This window comes from Haloferula rosea (genome assembly GCF_016595525.1).
GTDB classification, from domain to species: domain Bacteria; phylum Verrucomicrobiota; class Verrucomicrobiia; order Verrucomicrobiales; family Akkermansiaceae; genus Haloferula; species Haloferula rosea.
Genome location: NZ_JAENII010000003.1, coordinates 132,055 through 150,216, shown reverse-complemented (window position 1 = coordinate 150,216; position 18,162 = coordinate 132,055). Strand labels below are relative to the sequence as shown.

General features: G+C 61.1%; 18 protein-coding genes. 8 read left to right on the top strand and 10 right to left on the bottom strand.

All coding sequences use genetic code 11. The features are described from left to right. Positions 1 to 3 precede the first annotated feature (3 nt). Together JIN81_RS05040 and JIN81_RS05035 are read left to right on the top strand one after the other, a co-directional pair. The gene (locus JIN81_RS05040) at positions 4 to 315 is read left to right on the top strand and encodes an NAD(P) transhydrogenase subunit alpha part 2 (RefSeq protein WP_200277258.1); all 312 of its coding nucleotides are present in this window, start codon (positions 4 to 6) and stop codon (positions 313 to 315) included. Further along, on the top strand, positions 312 to 1,733 hold the full coding sequence (locus JIN81_RS05035) for an NAD(P)(+) transhydrogenase (Re/Si-specific) subunit beta (protein WP_200277256.1): 1,422 nt from the start codon (positions 312 to 314) through the stop codon (positions 1,731 to 1,733). Before JIN81_RS05040 ends, JIN81_RS05035 begins: the two co-directional genes overlap by 4 nt. 46 nt (positions 1,734 to 1,779) lie before the next feature. On the opposite strand, the gene JIN81_RS05030 is transcribed toward JIN81_RS05035, so the two are convergent. The 4 genes from JIN81_RS05030 to JIN81_RS05015 all read right to left on the bottom strand — a co-directional run bounded on the left by JIN81_RS05030 (position 1,780) and on the right by JIN81_RS05015 (position 6,547). Next, complete coding sequence (locus JIN81_RS05030; protein WP_200277254.1) at positions 1,780 to 3,057, bottom strand: BamA/TamA family outer membrane protein; 1,278 nt, start codon at positions 3,055 to 3,057, stop codon at positions 1,780 to 1,782. A gap of 48 nt (positions 3,058 to 3,105) precedes the next feature. Beyond that, complete coding sequence (locus JIN81_RS05025) at positions 3,106 to 4,665, bottom strand: arylsulfatase (protein WP_200277253.1); 1,560 nt, start codon at positions 4,663 to 4,665, stop codon at positions 3,106 to 3,108. A gap of 111 nt (positions 4,666 to 4,776) precedes the next feature. Then, complete coding sequence (locus JIN81_RS05020; protein WP_200277252.1) at positions 4,777 to 5,331, bottom strand: HdeD family acid-resistance protein; 555 nt, start codon at positions 5,329 to 5,331, stop codon at positions 4,777 to 4,779. A 64-nt stretch (positions 5,332 to 5,395) separates the two neighbouring features. Further along, entirely contained in the window at positions 5,396 to 6,547 is a 1,152-nt protein-coding gene (locus tag JIN81_RS05015; RefSeq protein ID WP_200277251.1) for an alpha-hydroxy acid oxidase, read from the bottom strand. Positions 6,548 to 6,734: 187 nt separating this feature from the next. Here JIN81_RS05015 and thrS point away from each other — a divergent pair, with 187 nt between their 5' ends. From thrS to JIN81_RS05000, 3 genes are all read left to right on the top strand, one after another. Continuing rightward, the gene (gene thrS / locus JIN81_RS05010) at positions 6,735 to 8,609 is read left to right on the top strand and encodes a threonine--tRNA ligase (protein ID WP_200277250.1); all 1,875 of its coding nucleotides are present in this window, start codon (positions 6,735 to 6,737) and stop codon (positions 8,607 to 8,609) included. 173 nt (positions 8,610 to 8,782) lie between these two features. Continuing rightward, a complete protein-coding gene (infC, locus tag JIN81_RS05005; protein WP_200277249.1) occupies positions 8,783 to 9,430 on the top strand; it encodes a translation initiation factor IF-3 in 648 nt (215 codons plus the stop codon). Next, positions 9,430 to 10,104: an HAD hydrolase-like protein gene (locus tag JIN81_RS05000; protein ID WP_200277248.1), complete on the top strand. Its 675-nt coding sequence runs from the start codon at positions 9,430 to 9,432 to the stop codon at positions 10,102 to 10,104. The genes infC and JIN81_RS05000 overlap by 1 nt, the downstream gene beginning before the upstream one ends. 46 nt (positions 10,105 to 10,150) lie before the next feature. On the opposite strand, the gene JIN81_RS04995 is transcribed toward JIN81_RS05000, so the two are convergent. Continuing rightward, the gene (locus JIN81_RS04995) at positions 10,151 to 10,780 is read right to left on the bottom strand and encodes a peroxiredoxin (RefSeq protein ID WP_200277247.1); all 630 of its coding nucleotides are present in this window, start codon (positions 10,778 to 10,780) and stop codon (positions 10,151 to 10,153) included. Between the two features lie 159 nt (positions 10,781 to 10,939). Beyond that, on the bottom strand, positions 10,940 to 12,085 hold the full coding sequence (metX, locus tag JIN81_RS04990; protein ID WP_325100848.1) for a homoserine O-acetyltransferase MetX: 1,146 nt from the start codon (positions 12,083 to 12,085) through the stop codon (positions 10,940 to 10,942). A gap of 102 nt (positions 12,086 to 12,187) precedes the next feature. Here metX and JIN81_RS04985 point away from each other — a divergent pair, with 102 nt between their 5' ends. From JIN81_RS04985 to JIN81_RS19420, 3 genes are all read left to right on the top strand, one after another. Beyond that, the gene (locus JIN81_RS04985; protein ID WP_234044497.1) at positions 12,188 to 12,751 is read left to right on the top strand and encodes a DUF1802 family protein; all 564 of its coding nucleotides are present in this window, start codon (positions 12,188 to 12,190) and stop codon (positions 12,749 to 12,751) included. Between the two features lie 130 nt (positions 12,752 to 12,881). Further along, positions 12,882 to 13,823 (top strand): lysophospholipid acyltransferase family protein, encoded by a 942-nt coding sequence (locus JIN81_RS04980; protein ID WP_200277245.1) that lies wholly within the window; start codon positions 12,882 to 12,884, stop codon positions 13,821 to 13,823. Beyond that, positions 13,820 to 15,007, top strand: coding sequence for a polysaccharide deacetylase family protein (locus JIN81_RS19420; protein WP_200277243.1), 1,188 nt, complete (start codon positions 13,820 to 13,822; stop codon positions 15,005 to 15,007). The genes JIN81_RS04980 and JIN81_RS19420 overlap by 4 nt, the downstream gene beginning before the upstream one ends. A gap of 8 nt (positions 15,008 to 15,015) precedes the next feature. On the opposite strand, the gene JIN81_RS04970 is transcribed toward JIN81_RS19420, so the two are convergent. The 4 genes from JIN81_RS04970 to JIN81_RS04955 all read right to left on the bottom strand — a co-directional run bounded on the left by JIN81_RS04970 (position 15,016) and on the right by JIN81_RS04955 (position 18,049). Continuing rightward, a complete protein-coding gene (locus JIN81_RS04970) occupies positions 15,016 to 15,558 on the bottom strand; it encodes a hypothetical protein (RefSeq protein ID WP_200277241.1) in 543 nt (180 codons plus the stop codon). Between the two features lie 33 nt (positions 15,559 to 15,591). Then, positions 15,592 to 16,242 carry a methyltransferase domain-containing protein gene (locus tag JIN81_RS04965; protein ID WP_200277239.1) on the bottom strand — a complete coding sequence of 217 codons (651 nt, stop codon included), beginning with the start codon at positions 16,240 to 16,242 and terminating at the stop codon, positions 15,592 to 15,594. Further along, positions 16,239 to 17,018 (bottom strand): glycosyltransferase family 2 protein, encoded by a 780-nt coding sequence (locus JIN81_RS04960; RefSeq protein WP_200277237.1) that lies wholly within the window; start codon positions 17,016 to 17,018, stop codon positions 16,239 to 16,241. The genes JIN81_RS04965 and JIN81_RS04960 overlap by 4 nt, the downstream gene beginning before the upstream one ends. A 92-nt stretch (positions 17,019 to 17,110) precedes the next feature. After that, positions 17,111 to 18,049: a hypothetical protein gene (locus JIN81_RS04955; RefSeq protein WP_200277236.1), complete on the bottom strand. Its 939-nt coding sequence runs from the start codon at positions 18,047 to 18,049 to the stop codon at positions 17,111 to 17,113. Between the last annotated feature and the right edge of the window lie 113 nt (positions 18,050 to 18,162).

The following is an 18,162-nucleotide window of genomic DNA, read 5'->3' as shown; positions in this document are numbered from 1 at the left end:
ATCATGGACTACGCTCCACTATTGCTTCTGTTGTTCGCCTTCACTTTGGCGGTTTTCCTTGGGTTTGAACTCATCTCGAAGGTTCCATCCCAATTGCACACGCCGCTGATGAGTGGCTCGAATGCGATCTCCGGCATCACCATCGTCGGCGCGCTTCTCGCCTTGTCATCGGGAGGTTCGGCATACGCGCAGTGGATCGGCTTCGCCGCGGTGGTCTTTGCTACGATCAATGTGGTAGGTGGCTACCTCGTTACCGATCGAATGCTCGCCATGTTCAAGAAGAAGGGTGATTCGAAGGGAGGGACGGACGCATGAGTGCCCTGATCAACCTGATCTACATTGCCGCCTCGATCCTGTTCATTTTCGGGATCAAGATGCTTGGGTCCGCGGAGACCGCGCGGAAGGGGAACCAGCTTTCCTCGGTGGGCATGCTCCTCGCGGTGATTGCCACGCTTCTCTACGGCGGGCTGTCATGGTGGATGGTGGTGGCCGGGGTGGTGGTTGGCGGAGCGATCGGAGCGATCGCGGCCAGTCGTGTGCAGATGACCGGCATGCCCGAGCTGGTGGCGCTATTCAATGGCTTTGGCGGAATCGCCAGCTTGTTGGTAGGAGGTGCCGAGTTCGCCAAGGTCCAGGACCTGAAGATCACGGGCTACCTCGATGCCCTGGAGGCGCAAAGCGGGGTCGCGGTTCCAGCCTGGTTCGTGCTTGTCGCCATCGGACTGGCGGTACTGATCGGTGGTATCACCTTCACGGGCAGCCTGATCGCGTATGGCAAGCTCTCTGGGAAACTAGATGGCAAGCCGACGGTCTTCCCCGGGCAGCGGTTTGTGAATCTTGCGGTGCTGGGCGTGGCGGTCGCAGCGATGGCCCTCATCGTGTCCAATGCGGACGGAAGCACGGCATTGATCGCCGGGGTCTCGCTTGTGGTGCTTGCAATGCTCGTCGGTGTGATGATGACCATCCCGATCGGCGGGGGTGACATGCCGGTGGTCATTTCGCTGCTGAATTCCTTTTCCGGTGTCGCCGCGGCCATGGCGGGTTTCATCATCGCCAACAATGTGCTTGTGGTGGCTGGCTGTCTGGTCGGCGCAAGCGGCATGATCCTCACGGTGATCATGTGCAAGGCGATGAACCGGACGCTGGGCAATGTGCTTTTCGGTGGATTTGGAGCCGCTTCGCAGTCGGGCGGTGAGGTCGAGGGCGAGATGAAGGCGGCTTCCATCGAAGATGCGTTCTACGTTCTTGAGGCGGCCCAAAGCGTGGTGATCATCCCGGGCTATGGGATGGCAGTGGCGCAGGCTCAACACGCGGTGAAGGAACTTGCGGAGATTCTCGAGGAGAACGGGGCGGAAGTCCGCTTCGCGATTCACCCCGTCGCCGGACGGATGCCGGGGCACATGAACGTTCTGCTTGCGGAGGCGGATGTGCCTTACGAGCAACTTCAGGAAATGGATCAGGTGAACCCGATCATGCCGACCGTTGATGTGGCGATCGTGATCGGGGCGAACGACGTGGTGAATCCTGCGGCGCTGGAAGATGAAGGTTGCCCGATTTATGGCATGCCCATCATTCTGGCCCACGAGGCGCGCACGGTTTACTGCCTCAAGCGCGGTCAGGGAGCCGGCTTCTCAGGTCTCCAGAACAGCCTCTTCTTCCGGGAGAATACACGCATGCTTTACGGGGACGCGAAAGCGACGGTGGCCGGGCTCGTCAGCGAGTTCTCGAACTGAGTTTTCTCAATCCGGGTTGACCGGCTAGTTGAGGTGCGATGAGTCCTCAAGGCCGGAACCACCCGCTACCGAACTGGACGTAAATTGCCGGGCCGTCTTCGCCGACTGCGAGATCGATGCCGGTATGCAGTCTGTGGCGGCGTGCGATGAGATAGCGGAAACCCACGCCGCCCGAGGCGGTGGCACGCACCATGTCGAAAGGTCGGTCTTTTGACCAAGTGGCGCCGACTCCGGCGAAGCCCAGCACGCTCCAGCGTGGGTGGAATTGCCAGCGGAGCTCTGCCTCGGTGGACGCTATGCCGGCGCCCTGGAAGCGCTGGGCGGGGACGCCCCGCATGCTTATGGCAGGCCGGCGGTAGAAGGGGACGTCGCCGAAGCTCTGAACGAAGTCACCACGCCAACCGAGAAACAAGCGCTCATCGTGAAGCGGGCGGTAACGAATACCGGTCCAAGCGAGCAGGTAATACTCATGCGACGCTCCGATGGCGGGGAGGTTGGCGGTCAGGTCGATCTCCATGTAGGAACCGCGGGTGGGGGTGAAGATGTTGTCGCGGGTGTCACGGATGACGGCGAGCTGCAGACTGCTGACCGTGCTGGAAAAGTCGAAGGGACCGAAGCGTGAAATGAAATCCGGGGCTGAGAGACGGCCGGCATCTCCAGAGAGAACCAGCGAGGGGTCGATTTCCCCGTAGAGGTAGCGGAGCCCGACGCGCCATGCGGAGTCTCCGATACGGCGGTCCGCTCCGATGAGCCCTCCGACGGTATCGAGGTTGTAGCGGAGCGGGGTGCCGGTGCTCACATTCCCTAGACCATGGAAGTCGAGATTGATGGAGAAGTTTCCTCCTCCGCCGAAGATGTGCCAGCGGTCGTCGTCGAGGTAGCCGGAGTATCCACCGAAATATCCACGTGATCCGTTTGCCGTTGCAAGGGCTCCGGTCGCCCAGATGTCCGGGCGTCGGCCTTTCTCCTCGGGTAGGTCGATGAAGATGGGGACGACGGCGGCTCCATACCCGACGGCGGGTTCCGTGATGGGTGTGACGAGGGGAAAGAAGCCCTGCGGTTCGTCAAGGATCTGGCTCAGGTCCAGGTTGCCGTCCTCTGGGTCGAAGAGTTGAGGGAAGTGTCGTGGCAGGAAGCCCTCGTCGGGATCGGCCTGGAGGGGATGAAGGAGGATGAGGCAGGCCACCACCGCCCAGCGGTGGATCCTGTGCCGCCTGTGTGGCGGGTCGTTTGTTTGCCACTCGGAATACCAGAACGTCATCGCGGTTCTTACGATGTTCGGTTTGTTCCCGTTCGGGTCGGGTTTCCCATAAAAAAACCGCATCCGGAGATGATCCGGATGCGGCGGGATGATTCAAGCGAATCGGTAGGCTTATCTGGCACCTGCAGCACCTTCGCTGAGCGAGTCCATGACCTGGTCGAGCGAGAAGCTGGCTGCCTTGGCACGCGGTGGGTATTCCTTGAAGGTTTCGAGGAATTTGCCGACGTAGGCTTGGGCTGGAACGAGCATGTAGGCACGGTCGATCATCCAGTCGAAGTAAGTATTCGATGTGGTCAGACCGCGTTCCCACGGGTCGCGACGGAGGTTCTCGATGATGGGCACGCGAAGTGGATCGAAGGCGTCCATCCACACACGGAACGTTCCGGCGGTCTTCTGTTCCATGAAGATCACTTTCCAGTCGTTGTAGCGCAGCGCGGTGAGGTCACCATCGTCGGAGAAGTAGAAGATCTCCTTCCGAGGGCTCTCGGTTCCCCTTGGATCCTTCAGGTGGGCGGTGACGTCGTAGCCATCGAGGTGGATCTTGTAGTCGCGACCGAGAGCGGTCGACTTGTAGCCGTCGAGGAGGTCTTCCTTGATGTCATCCTTGCCTGCTGCGGCGAGGAAGGTCGGGAGCATGTCCATGTGGTGGACAATGCCATTGGAGATCGAGCCCGGCTTGATCACGCCAGGCCAGCGCATGGCGCAGGGAACGCGCCAACCGCCCTCCCAGTTGGTATTCTTCTCACCACGGAAGGGAGTGGAAGCGGCATCTGGCCAGGTGTTGTAGTGGGGGCCGTTGTCGGTCGAGTAGTGGACGATCGTGTTGTCGGCGATTCCGAGTTCGTCGAGGACGTCGAGGAATTTGCCGATGTGCATGTCGTGCTCGATCATGCCACAGGTGTACTCGTCAGCGTGCGGGTTATCCTTCTTGATTTCCGCCATCTTCTCCTCGCTCACGTGGGTGCGGAAGTGCATGCGGGTACCGCTCCACCATACGAACCATGGTTTTCCTGCGGCGTGCTGGCGCTTGATGAAGTCGATCGCGCGGTCGGAGGTGTCGTCATCGACGGTCTCCATGCGCTTCTTGGTCAGAGGGCCGGTGTCCTCGATCTGGCCGTCGGCAGTGGAGTTGATCACGCCACGTGGGCCGAACTTCTTACGGAATTCCGGATCCTTCGGGTAGTCCTCGTTCTCAGGCTCTTCTTCGGCGTTCAGGTGGTAGAGATTGCCGTAGAATTCGTCGAAGCCGTGGTTGGTCGGAAGGTGTTCGTCGCGGTCACCGAGGTGGTTCTTGCCGAATTGACCGGTCGCGTAGCCCTGGTCCTTGAGGAGGCCGGCGATGGTCGGGTCGGCTTCGCTCATGCCTTCCTTGGCGCCGGGCAAGCCGACCTTGGACAGGCCGGTGCGGAAGACGCTCTGGCCCATGATGAAGGACGAACGACCAGCGGTGCAGGACTGTTCGCCGTAATAATCGGTGAAGTAGATGCCTTCGTTGGCGATGCGGTCGATATTGGGCGTTTGGTAGCCCATGACGCCGTGACTGTATTTGCTGATGTTGGTGCGACCGATGTCGTCGCCCCAGATCACCAGGATGTTGGGCTTTTCCGCTGCGGACACGATGGCCGCGGCGAGCAGGCTCCCGATGGAGCAGATCAGATGGTTCGTTTTCATTGGAATGGTTCAGTTTCAGTCGGCCTCAATGGTGGCAGAGACGACAAGTCCCTAACATAAGCGAATTCATGCGGGTGCAAACAGAAAATTCCGTCACCAGCGTGAGCTCGGTCAGCCGGCCTGTTTGGCATGCCTGCGGAGGCGGAGAGAGAGAAGCACCATGGCGATGCCTGCCACAATTGCCATGGCGGCGATCAGCCAGATCATCGCGAGAGCGCCTGCTCCGGGGCGGGTGACGAAGATGACGCCGAGGAGGATTGAGAACAACCCGGAGAGGATGAGCCACCATTCTCCCTCGATTTCCTTGCGCAGCCCGATGGCGCCGACGATTTCGAAGATTCCGCGGATGATGCTCGTCCAGCCGATGATCATGATGATGACGGCAATGGCGATCCCGGGATTGACGATGCAGACCGCGGCGGCGCCGAGACCCAGCAGGCCGACAAGGGCCAGCCACCACCGGGGTGCGGGCGTGCCTCCCTTGATGGCGGCGATGATGGCGAACAGTCCGTCGAGGCCGGCATAAATTCCCCACATCAGCACGAGCAGCGCGAGCGTCAGACCGGGCCAGGAGAAGGCGGCGATGCCGAACATAATGGCGAAGAGGCCACGCAGAAGCAGGAGCCACCAGTTCCGGGACAGAGTGGAGAGAAGGGATGGGTTCATGTTCCCCCATGGCATCCCAGAATTCGGGAGGCCCGACAAGCACAAGCAGCGACGGGGTCGCCCGTCAGTGCTTGATCAGGTGGTTGGGGAAATCGGAGACCTTCTCGCAGGCCAATTGCTCCATCACTTGCTGCAGCTGGCGCTTGAGCATGTTGATGGTGTGGTCGCCGCCTTGTTCACCCAGGGCACAGACGCCATACATGAACGAACGGCCCATGAAGGTGAATTTGGCACCGCTGGCCAAGGCGCAGGCGACGTCCTGGCCACCGCGGATGCCGCTATCGATCATCACGGTGGTCTTGTCGCCGAACTTCTCTGCGAGCATGGGGAGGGGTTTGATGGTCGACTGCCCGGCGTCCAGCTGGCGGCCGCCGTGATTCGAGGCGATGAAGCCATCGGCACCGAGACGAACGACCATGTCGGCATCCTCTTCGGTGACGATTCCCTTGACCACGAGCTTGCCCTTCCATTTGTCGCGGATGGCCTTGATTTTTTCCTCATTGAGCCTGCCGGAGAAGGTCTTGTTCATGAAGAGGGCGAGGTGCTTCATGTTCAGTCCCTTCGGCATGTAGGGCTTCATGGTCTTGAACTCAGGAGCGCCGGCGAAGAGCTGGGAGAACGACCAGGTCGGGTGGGTGGTCATCTGGAAGACGTTCCGCAGGGACATCTTCGGTGGGATCGAAAGTCCGTTCTTAATCTCCTTGGGCCGGTAGGCGAAGGTGGGGGTGTCCGCGAGGATGACGAGGACGGGCATGCCGGCATCGGCAGCACGATCGAGGAGCTTGTCGCGCATCTCGTCTTCGGCGGGATGGTAGAGCTGGAACCATGCCTTGCCGTTGGTGATCTCGGCTACGGTTTCGATGCTCGCAGTGCTCACCGTGCTGAGCACGAAGGGGATGTTGTGGTTGGTCGCGGACTTGGCGAGGAACTCACAGGACTTCGGCCACATCAAGCCCTGCAGGCCGACCGGGGCGATCCCGAAGGGGGAATCGTAGGTCTCACCGAAGATCTCGGTCTTCTGGGAGGCGCCGGCGAAGTCCTTCAGATACCAGGGCCGGAGCTCGATCTCGCGGATGTCGTCGGTGTTGCGCCGCAGGTTGACCTCGGAGAAGCAGCCACCCTCGAGATAGTCGAAGGCAAATCCCGGCATGCGTTTCCGGGCCTTTTCACGGAGGAGCTCGATGGATGGGTATTGGGAGTGGAAAAAGTCGCTCACAAGGAAGGATTCTTAAGGTTCGTGCCGCAGAGAAGTAGGGTCACATTGTTCTCAACAAAGAACAACATGAGCTTGGTGCCAAAGGGTAGGTGAGGAGTGGCCGGCCGGGCAAGGCCGATCTAGGTAATCTGGATGGACGTGAATTGCGGTTGTAAGTTGCGTGCGCCTTTGTTTTCTCCGTGGCCGCATGTCCGAACGGAAAACGATCGAGGAGCGCCAGCAGATGTCGGATTTGGAGCGTCTGCGCCACTCTACTGCCCACGTCATGGCCACCGCGATCCTGCGGATCTGGCCCGATGCTCAGTTCGCCTACGGCCCACCGGTGGAGAACGGATTCTATTATGACTTCGACCTGGATCATCGGATCACCCCGGATGACTTCGAGAAGATCGAGGCGGAGATGCGCAAGGTGGCGAAGGAGAACCAGCGTTTCGAGCGGGTGGTGATTTCACGCGAGGAAGCCAAAGCGCTTGCCGAAAGCGGGCGGCTGGGTGGTCTGAGCGAGCGCGAGGGGAATCCAAGCCAGTTCAAGCTCGACCTGATCGACAAGATTCCCGAGGGCGAGGAGATCTCCTGCTTCAAGAACGGCGATTTCCTCGACCTGTGTGCGGGTCCGCACATGGGTTCGACCTCGAAGTGCAAGCACGCCAAGCTGATGTCGGTGTCCTCGTCCTTCTACATGGGCGACGAGTCGAAAGGGCAGCTGCAGCGGGTGTATGGCACGGCGTTTCCGACGAAGGACGAACTGATGAGCCACCTCGAGCGGCTGGAGGAAGCGAAGAAGCGGGATCACCGCAAGCTGGGTCGTGAGCTTCAGTTGTTCCATATCGACGAAGCGGTGGGGCAGGGCTTGATCCTGTGGAAACCGAAGGGGGCGTTGGTGCGCCGGCAGCTTCAGGATTTCATCACCGCAGAGCTCGACAAGCAGGGCTACTCGCAGGTGTTCACGCCCCACATCGGCAAGCTCGATCTGTATCGGACGAGCGGGCACTACCCGTATTACCAGGACAGCCAGTATCCGGCGATTCCCGAGCGGGATACGCTTGAGAAACTGGCCGACGAGGGAGCCAGCTGCGACCAACTGATCAACGGGTTGGAGACCGGCACCTTCGAGGGCTACCTCCTCAAGCCGATGAACTGCCCGCATCACATCAAGATCTACGCCAGTGAGCATCGCTCCTACCGGGATCTTCCGGTGCGTCTTGCGGAGTTCGGCACCGTGTATCGCTGGGAGCAGAGTGGTGAGCTCAGCGGCATGACCCGGGTCCGTGGGTTCACTCAGGACGATGCCCACTTGTTCTGCACGCCCGATCAGGTGGCGGCGGAGATCCAGGGGTGTCTCGGGCTGGTGAAGACCGTGCTGACGAGTCTGGGCATGGAGGAGTACAGCGTGCGCCTTTCCCTGAGGGATCCCGACAGCGACAAGTATGTCGGCTCGCCCGAGAATTGGGACAAGGCGGAAGACGCCCTCCGCGAGGCGGTTCAGGAGCTTGGTCTGGAATACACTGAGGAACTCGGCGAAGCGGCATTCTATGGTCCGAAGATCGACTTCGTGGTGAAGGATGTGATCGGCCGCGATTGGCAGCTCGGCACGGTGCAGGTCGACTACAACCTGCCCGAGCGCTTCGGTTTGGAATACGTGGGTTCGGACAATGCCACCCACCGTCCGGTGATGATCCACCGGGCACCCTTCGGCTCGCTGGAACGTTTCGTCGGTTTGCTCATCGAGCACTTCGAAGGCAAATTCCCGACCTGGTTGGCCCCCGAGCAGGTCCGCGTGCTGCCGATTTCCGACAAGTTCCTCGTCGAAGCCGAAGAGGTGACTGCGAAGCTGGCGGACGCGGGAGTGCGGGTGACGCTGGATCGGAATTCCGACAAGGTCGGGGCCAAGATTCGTCTTGCCCGGCTCGATCGCGTCCCTTATATGCTCGTCCTAGGCGCCCGCGAGGTGGAGGAAGGAACGGTATCCGTTCGCCACCGCGACAAGGATGACCTCGGCTCCCAGCCGCTTGATGATTTTATTGGAACGATATGCGAGGAAATTGCGAATCGGTCACTTTGATGACCGAGAGAGCTGCTGTTGATGACGTATGACGCGTGTCCCGGCTCCACGTTCCACGACCCCCTTCACGTTGGGTGCGGCCATGATATGGTCGGCCCTCGTGTCGCACTGAAACCAAGACCACTAGAACCATAGCTAAGCCAAAGAAAAAGTTCCGCCGTGCGCCACGCGACATGACTCGCGTGAACGAACGAATCCGCGCCCCTCGTGTCCGTGTTGTCCTTCCCGACGGCCAGCAATTGGGGGTGATGAGCTCGAAGGAGGCTTTGGAAAAGGCCAAGATGGTTGGTCTGGACCTGGTCGAGATTGCAGCGAAGGCCGATCCGCCGGTTTGTCGCATCATCGACTATGGCAAATACAAGTACGAGCAGGCCAAGCTCAAGAAGCAGCAGAAGACGAATACCAAGAACGTCTCCCGCATGAAGGAAGTGAAGTTCCGGGTGCGGACCGAGCAGCATGACTACAACATCAAGTTGAACCGCCTTGAGACCTTCCTCGACGAAGGACACAAGGCCCGCGTGATCCTTCAATTCCGTGGTCGGGAGAATGCCCACCGCGAGATTGGCTTCGAGAAGATGGAGCGGATCCTCAAAGACCTGAAGACGATGGCCAACGTCGACCAACCGCCACGGCTCAGTGGTCGAGTCATCGGCATGACCCTTTCCCCACTTCCGAAGGAACAGCGCAAGCGCCGGTTCCAGCTCTTCCATGGTGAACTCATGGATGAGGACGACTTCGAGGATGAGGAGGATGGATCCGAGGAAGAAGAGGTCGTTTCCAGCGAGTCGGAAGACTCCGAGGAAGAAAAGGCAGACGCCTGATGGCGAAAGCCAAGCTCTGGTTGTTCGACATTGACGGCACGCTGGTGGATACCGGCGGCGCCGGTCTGGCGGCGTTGAATGAGGCCACCGAGCGCTACTTCGGTGAGTCGGGGCCTGCCCTGGACCTTGCGGGGGCGACGGATTCCGGCCTGGTGGCTGGTTTGTTCGAATACTTCGGTCGTCCGTATGGCGATGGGGATTTTGAGGCCTACTGCGCGGTCTATCTGGAACGTCTCGAGTGGAACCTGATGCACGGAGGATTCCCGGGAATCGCCTTGCCCGGGGCGGGGGATCTCCTCGATCACCTCGCTGGTGAGTCTGACATCGCGGTCGGGCTGCTGACGGGCAATGTGGAGGCGGGAGCGCTCGCCAAGATGCGCCACTTCGGCATGGCCCACCACTTCGGCTTTGGCGCCTACGGATGTGACCACTCGGACCGGAACCGTCTGGGTCCGGTCGCTTTGGAGCGGGCCGGTCGTCACACGGGCCGGACCTTCTCTCCGGAAGAGACCTTGGTGATCGGTGATACGCCGAAGGATATCGCCTGTGCTGCGGCGATGGGCGCCCGGTGCCTCGCGGTGGCGACCGGTGCTTTCGGAGCCGACGGTCTGGGAGGTGCCGACCAAATCGCCGATTCGCTCGAGGACGAATCGGCGTGGGGACGATACCTTTGAGCGACGCGGGTCTTGTTGACCGCGAGCCCGGGAATCCCGGGAACCGTCAGTTCCCGGCGAGGTAGTCCGAGACGCCCTTGTGATCGGCGGTCATGGCTTTGTCACCCTTCTGCCAGTCCATCGGGCAGACTTCTCCGTTTTCCTCGAAGTGCTGCAGGGCGTCGACGATGCGAAGGCACTCGCGGACCGAGCGGCCGAGTGGCATGTCGTTCACGACCTGATGGCGGACGATGCCTTCACGATCGATGAGGAACAGTCCACGGTAGGCGACGAGTTCACCATCGACCGTGTAATCGCCGTTCTCGTTGATGGTCTGCTCGCCGGCAAGCACGTCGTAGGCTTCGGAGATGGTCTTGTTGATGTCGGCAACGAGTGGGTAGGTCACCCCTTCAATGCCACCCTTTTCGCGGGGCGTGTTGAGCCAGGCCCAGTGGGAGAATTCGGAGTCGGTCGAGCAGCCGACGACCGCGACCTCACGCTTCTCGAACTCGGCGAGTTCTTCCTGGAAGCGATGAAGTTCGGTCGGGCAGACGAAGGTGAAATCCTTCGGGTAGAAGAAGAACACGACGTATTTCTTGCCGAGGAATTGCTCGAGCGAGAAGTCCTCGATGATGGTCTCACGTTGGACGGCTTTGGCGCGGAATGACGGTGCTTTTTTACCTACGAGTACGGACATGTTAGTATGGGCTGGTTGAGCCGGCAGGGCCGTATTTGAGGTCCGTGTTCCGGTCAAGAAGAAGCAACGATGCATCGCTCCCCGAACCTTATCGGGAGGCCTGCCTGACCCTGATCCCATTGACGGGAGGGCTGGCCACCCTCCGCCGGGTGCCGGAGCCTATTGACCCAACAGCCACTGGATGTGTGGCGTGTAGAGATGAGGCTCGAGCAGGAAGGAGTCATGCCCCTTGTCCGAGTGGACGGTGATGTGCATCGGTTCGACACCGGCCTCGGTGAGGTGTTTGGCGAGCTCGGCTTGTTCCTCGGGGTAGAAGCAGAAGTCCGAATCGATGGAGAAGATCAACCACTTGTGGCCTGCCGCCTGGGAGCGCTTGAGGAGGTCCACTTCATCTTCGGCGCCTCCTTCGGTGATGGGATTGAACCTCGACCAGAGGTCGATGATGCGTAGGTAGGTATTGGCGTCGAAGCGCTTCACGAACTTCTTTCCCTGGGCCAGCATGTAGCTCTGGAACTGGTCCTGCACGTTGTACCAGGCGAGCATTTCCTTCTCCGGAATCACGTCGCGCCGGGCGCGCCGCTCGAAGGCATCGATGTGCACGAAGGTCTTGTGGGAGATCATGCGTGCGAGGGCCAAGCCGTAGTCCGGGCGACCGTTGTCGTAGTAGTTGCCGCCGTTGAAATACGGGTCGTTCTCAATGGCAAGAATCTGCTCGAAGAGGATCAGGCGGTTGAGGACCGTCGTCTTGAACCCGGAGGCAATGGAGATGACCCGGTCGACCCGCTCGGGGAGCAGCGTTGCGAAGGAGAGGGCGACCAGACCTCCAACGGAGGGACCGACGACGGCGTTGAGCTTGCCGATGCCGAGGTGGTCGAGCAGTCGGGCCTGGACGTCGACCTGGTCGGCGGCGGTGAGTTGGGGAAAGTGGGATCCATAGGGTGATCCGCTGCGTGGGTCGATGGATGCGGGTCCGGTCGAGCCGTAGCAGCCTCCGAGGTAGTTCGCGCAGATGATGAAATACTGGTCGGTGTCGAGCGCCTTGCCCGGGCCGATGAATTCGTTCCACCAGCCGTCGTGCATTTCCGGCTGCCAGCGGTCGTCGGTGCCGGGGATGGCCGGGTTATGGCCCTTGGCGTGGTGGCTTCCGGACAACGCGTGGAAGAGGAGGATGGCGTTGGAGCGATCTGGATTCAGCTCACCCCAGGTCTCGTAAGCCAACGTCACTTCAGGCAATTCCCCGCCCTCGCGGAGCTTCAGCGGGGCCTCGTCGCGGATCGTGAAAAACTGGGTGGTGACGGCGGACACGGGGAGGAGAATGAACGCCGAACCGGGAAGGTCCAACCACGAAGGTTGAAATCTTGCGGCATGTTGCTTGAGCGGGGGGCGAGGATGGCTAGGCTCGGCGGCATGGAAAAGGGCTTCAAGGAATGGCAGGTGGTCTGCGATGCGCTGGCGACCGGGCGGCAGTCGATCATCCTTCGAAAAGGGGGGATTCACGAAGGTCGGGAGGGTTTTTCGTTCGGGGCGGAGTCCTTCTTTCTGTTCCCGACACGGTTTCACAACCAAGGGCAGTTCGTGAAGGAGGGGGAGGTGGATCCCCAGCCGGAGTGGGAGGTGGGCGACGAGGTGGCGATCACCCACCACTGCGAGGCCCTGTGGGCGAAAACGCTGACGGATTGGGAGGCGGTTGCCGCACTCGAGCCCTACCATATCTGGACGGAGGACACCGTGCGCCAGCGTTTTGATTGGGAGGGCAAGGGGATGTCCGCAGGCAGCATCCATGTGGCGCTCGTCCGGCTGCGCAAGCTCGAGCATCCCTGGGTGTTTCCTTACGAGAAGAAATACGGCGGGTGTCGTAGCTGGATCGATCTCCCAGAACCACCGGAAGGCTGGGAGGAGAACTGCGGATTTCCCGTTGGGGATGACGCCTTCGCCTCGCTTGACGACCGCCTGCGCTCGCTGATCGAGTAAGCAGGCTTGAGGGGTGAATGGTCGGTCCGGAGGGCCGATAGCCGGGGAGGCGCCGGCCTGACCCGACGCAGGGGTTCGCGGGTGACTAGGGCTTGCATGTCCCGGGGCGGGCGGTTTTCCTCGGCGCGAATTGACGGATCAACAGGAGAGCGGCTCGTGGAAGGATCGGGTGGGTGTGTTTGGCGATCTGCCAACACGCTTCCTGCTGTCGGGGTTGCGGAGTGCTCCTTGGTTCGTCGAGTGGTCGTTGGTTCCGATCTGGACGCTGCTTTTTTATTGGGTGGCCGGTGAGCAGCGTCGGGCGGTGATCTCCAACCTGCGCGCCCTGTTTCCGGACTGGGGTGGGCTGAGGGTGGCTTTTGGTGCCTACCGTGTGTTCCTGAATTTCGCCTGGACCTACGTCGATGCGATGCGCTGCGAAGCGGGGACGGGAGAGGTGGACTGGGTGGTTGATGGGATTGATTCCTTTGAGCGGCTTGCGGCCTCGAAGGAGGGGAGCCTCGTGCTGACCGCGCACATGGGGAACTACGATATGGCGGCTCCTCTGTTCGCCACGAACTTCGGCAGGACGATCTATGCGGTGCGGGCGCCCGAGCGGGTGGCGGAGATGCAGAAGATCAAGGAAGCGGAACTGCGTGAGAAGGAGCGGGAGCAGCCGCTTTTCAAGACGCTCTACAACAAGGACGGAGACATGCTGGGCGTCGAGTTGGCCCGCTTGCTGGGTGAGGGAAATGTGGTGGCGGTTCAGGGCGACCGGGTGGTGTTCGAGGTCTCTCCGATGGAAGTTGATCTGGATGATGGGCTGCGGATGGCGCTGCCGCGCGGCCCCTTGTTTCTCGCCCGGATTTCGAAGGCGGATGTGTACCCGCTTTTCATCCTGCGGGATGGATGGCGTCGATATCGGGTGGAAGTCTCTCCGCCCTTGGAGCTGCCTGAGCGGCGGAGAGGGAAGGGAGATGACCCGGCGGCCCGGATCTGGGCGTCGACCATTCTGGGTGTGGTGCGTCCGAACTGGGACCAGTGGTTTGTGTTTGAGCCGGTCTTCCGGCGGCTGAAAGGGGGGGCGTCGTGAAGCGGGAAACCATCCGTGCGATGGACAACCGGGCGGTGTCGCCATGGTTCAAGGTATTCGGGGGGGCAGGGCCCGCGGTTCAGGCCGAGCGGGTTCGCCGGGCGGAAGGATCGGCGCTTCATCGCCTGGAGTGGATCACCCTTGGTGTGGCATTTCCGCTGGTGATCGGGATGGCGGCCTTCGACGGACTGTGGCGCTGGGCTGGAGCATGGCCGGCGGCACTGCTGGTGGTACCGGCGACCTTTTTGCTGATGCATGTGCTGGCATTCGGACTCAGGCTCGGCAATCCGCTGCGTGCATTCTGGGTCTGGTCGCTGCTTTTGGGCGCATGGAGTGGATGGATGGTCGCCCGCGGAGGCGAGACGCCGGTCGCGTGGGTGGCTTGGGCGTGGCTTCTGTGGCTGGTCATGCAGGTTCCGGCCCTGTTGGTCCTCGGGTGGCGGAGCCTGATGGGTGTGGCTGGGGTGCCCGGCTTGGTTTTCCGAGGGGTTCTGGCCCTTGTCGTGCACGGGGCCATGGTCGTGATCTGGTGGCGTGAAGGGTGGCAGGCAGGACTGGCTTGCGGAATGGTGATCTGCGGGTTCTGGGCACTGTGTGTGTTCCGTCCTGCTTCACGGATTTTCGGGCCGGTGGCGCGTCGGGTCGAAGGTCGGGGGCCGCTACTGACCATCGATGACGGCCCCCATCCCCAGGATACGCCGTTGATCCTCGATCTGCTCGACAAGCATGGCGTGAAGGCCGTCTTCTTCGTCGTGGGTGACAAAGTACGAGAGTTCCCCGAGTTGGCCCGTGAGATCGTGGCGCGCGGTCATGAGTTGGGGAATCATACGATGACCCACCCACAGGGGAGCATGTGGATCATCGGGCCGTGGAAAACCTGGCGCGAGATTTCCGAGTGCCAGAAGACGATCGAGGAAGTCGCCGGCGTGCGGCCGCGGTGGTTCCGTGCCCCCGTGGGCCACCGGAACTATTTCACCCACCCGGTGACCTCGGCGCTGGGACTCGAGGTCATGGCGTGGACGCGACGTGCATTTGATGCGGTGCTTGGCGATGTCGACGGAATCGTGCGACGACTGACGAAGGACCTCCGGGATGGAGATGTGCTCTTGATGCATGAGGCCACACCGGTTGCCAGTCAGTTGGCGGAGCGGGTGATCGAGAAGTGCAAGGTGGAGGAATCGTAGGGCCGAGGCTACCAGGTCCCGGCCTCCTCGGGAGCTGGGTTTCCCTCTGGCATCGCGGGTTTCTTGTCGTGGGCCTCTTCGAGCATTCCAAGCAGTAGAATCTCATCGACGTCATACCTGAGCGGGACATCGTGGTCATACTGATAGGGCTCGCTGGTGTGGATGAGTTTTCCTCGTTGGAGATCGTACACGTGGGTGACCGCCATCATATCGTGAAACAGGGTGTCGGGGACGTCGCTGTCGGCCACGGTCTCCGGGTAGACGACGTAGCGTGAATCAATCAGATGAACGCTCGGTGTGGCCGGGCGCCCTCCGAAGGTTTTTACATAAAGGATGTTCTTGTGGATCACCTGACCGCCTGCCGTTCGCAGCGTGTATCCGCTGCGCTCGTCATCGAAGGCGAAGCGAGCCGTTTTCGTCGCTTGCGAGCGGGGGAAGCTGAAAATCTCGACCACGGTCCGGGGTTGCATGACCGCATCCTTCTCGGCCTCCTGACTCAAGCAGGGCGCGGCGAGGGTCAGCACCATGGCGAGGAAGAGGGCTGGGTTCATGCAAGCAGGTATAGCCTCCGGCACCGCGGCTTGTCAGGCCTTCTCCAGCACGATCAGGTGGTTGTTGAAGGGCGTCTTTCCCCAGAGCGGGGTGATCGTGACCCTGCCGAAGGGTTCGAGGATCGTCTCGAAGTCCTCGGCGGTCGGATAGTGAATGGGCGCGGCCTTCATCCAGAAGGTGGCCTTGGCAAGGAAGTCTCCGGCGACAGTGACCTTGAACCGCCATGAGTCGTCCTTCAGCCCGGAGCGGAGGACGAGCTTGCCGCCGCTGCAGACACGCTCGGCGGCAAGGGTGAGCAGCTCTTCGATCTGGCTTGGGTCGAAGAACTGGAGGATGTCGAGGATGGTGACATTGCCATGATGCTCGGGAAGGCCTTCGCGGGCGTCATGGTGGGCGAATGTGAGGTCCGTGTCTTTCCGAGCAGCGGTCAGTTCCCGCGCTTCACGAATTTTGCGTTCGTCGTAGTCGAGCGATTGGATGGGGAAATCCAGACCGGAATCGCGGAGGAAGAAGGCGAGGAGTCCGAGGCCACAACCCAGATCGAGGAGTGGGAGTGTCGACCCTTTCAATTGCTCGAAGACGGCATCGTAAAGCGGGTCGGACTTGAGTTTGGCACTGACGTAGTAGCGATCCGATCGTCCTCGGTAGGATCCTGCGAGTTGCGCGATTTGGGCGGAGGTCATCGGGCAGGGGGACTGAGGTGGAGGAGTGGGTTCTCGCCGCGCATGCCGAGCCATGGCGAGCGGATGAGAAACCCGATCATCAGGCGGAAATGCATCCAGGTGAGCAGCGTATTGTCACGCAGGTAGCGGAACTGCGAGACGCCGCCATCCTCCGGGTCGATGTAGCGGACTGGAGTCGGCAGGTTGACGATGGGGACGCCTTTCCACGCAAGTCGGACGGCGACTTCCGGATCGAAATCGAAGCGTCGGGCGAAGCGGGTCTCCTCAAGCGTCTCGATCAATTTACGGATCGGATAGAGGCGCATGCCGAAAAGGGAATCGTCGATGCCCCAGCCAAGTGTCTCAAGGTTGGCCCAGAAGTTGGAAATCTTGCGCCCATTGACGCGCAGGGCGGGAGCGGAGTCATCGAAGACGGGTCGGCCGAAGATGGCGGCCTCGGGGTGGCGGCTGGAAAGCTCGAGAAATGCGGTGACCGAGTCCGCCGGGTGCTGGCCATCGGCATCCATCGCGAGGGCGTGGGTGAATCCGTCTTCCAGTGACTTCTCCAGGCCGAACAGCACGGCCGCTCCCTTCCCTTGGTTTTGGGGAAGAATGTGGACCCGGAGCTGGTTGTCCGTGGCGGTTAGGTCTTCCAGCAGCGTTTCCGAACCGTCGGTGGAGCCGTCGATGACCACTCGGACCGGGTAGCCAGTCGCCAAGGCGGCCTCAACTGTCTCGAGGAGCAGCGGCCCGGTATTGAAGCTGGGAATGAGGATGGTGGGACGCGAGACGGCCATTGGCCCGGGAGTTGTACGGGGCCGCCGGGACCACGACAAGCGCGGAGGGTGACTGGGGGAGAGATGGGGGGCGAGCCCGGCTGCGTCGGGCCTTACTCGCCTTCGGGATTGTTCTGCTGCTCCATGAGCGGCTGGAGCTCGCGCAGTCCGTTCATGCCCTCCATCATGGAACGGACTCCGGTGGTCATTTGCTTGGCGGAGCTGACCGCCTGATCGAGGGATTCCAGATCCATGGTGGGCATTTGGGTGATGTCGGTCTGTTGGCGCCCTGAGTCGGAGGCTTCATTCTCAGCCATCTTGGCGTTGAAGGTCTCGGCTTGTTCGGGGTCGAGCAGACTTTCGAATCCACTGCGGAAGGCTTCGTCCTCCATCGGGCTGCCGCCACGGAAATTGTTGCGGTCCAGCGGGTTGATGATGTCGCCGAGGGCCTCGGCGTTGGCGGCTTGCAGCGAGGCGTATTCCTCTTCGCCGAGATCACCCCTTGATTTCGCGTCTCCGGCGAGGACCATGCTCATCAGGGAGGTTGGGTCGGTGCGGAGTTGTTCGACGGCCTTCTTGGTCTTCTCGAGTTCGCGCTTCTGGTAGTCTTTGTAGAGTTCGCTGGCCTGCTCGCGTTGTTCGTCGGTGAGTTCCACGCCGGCGTTGCGGAGGATGCCGCGGATGGCCCAGTTGCCGCCTCCGAAGTTCGATTGACCACTGGTCATCATCTCACCCATCTGGATGGCGTCGTCGAGCAGCGAGACCACGTTGTCGGACACGTGGCGGGCGAGATTGGTACGGGCTTCACCGTATTGTTCGACGAGTTCCTCATTGCGGACTTCGCGCTCGCTGCGTTTCGAGATGCGCTCGGTGCCTGAATTCGCATCCCCGGTGAAGCGGGAAGCCGAGTTGGCCGAGCCGTCGCGGGCGGGTGGGGTCGAAGCGGTTTCGTCTCCGTTATTGTCATCGTTGCCCATGCGGACGATGGCGACGGCTGCGACACCGAGAAGGAGGACGAGAATGGCGGCAAGGAAGCTGGTTTTACGGCTCATGGTGGAGTGGTTCGGTGAGAGGTATGCCGGGATAACGGATCTGGTTACACTTTTGCCCCAAAATTTTGCGATATTCCGCAGAAAACGCAATTCCGATTGAGATTGATCAATCC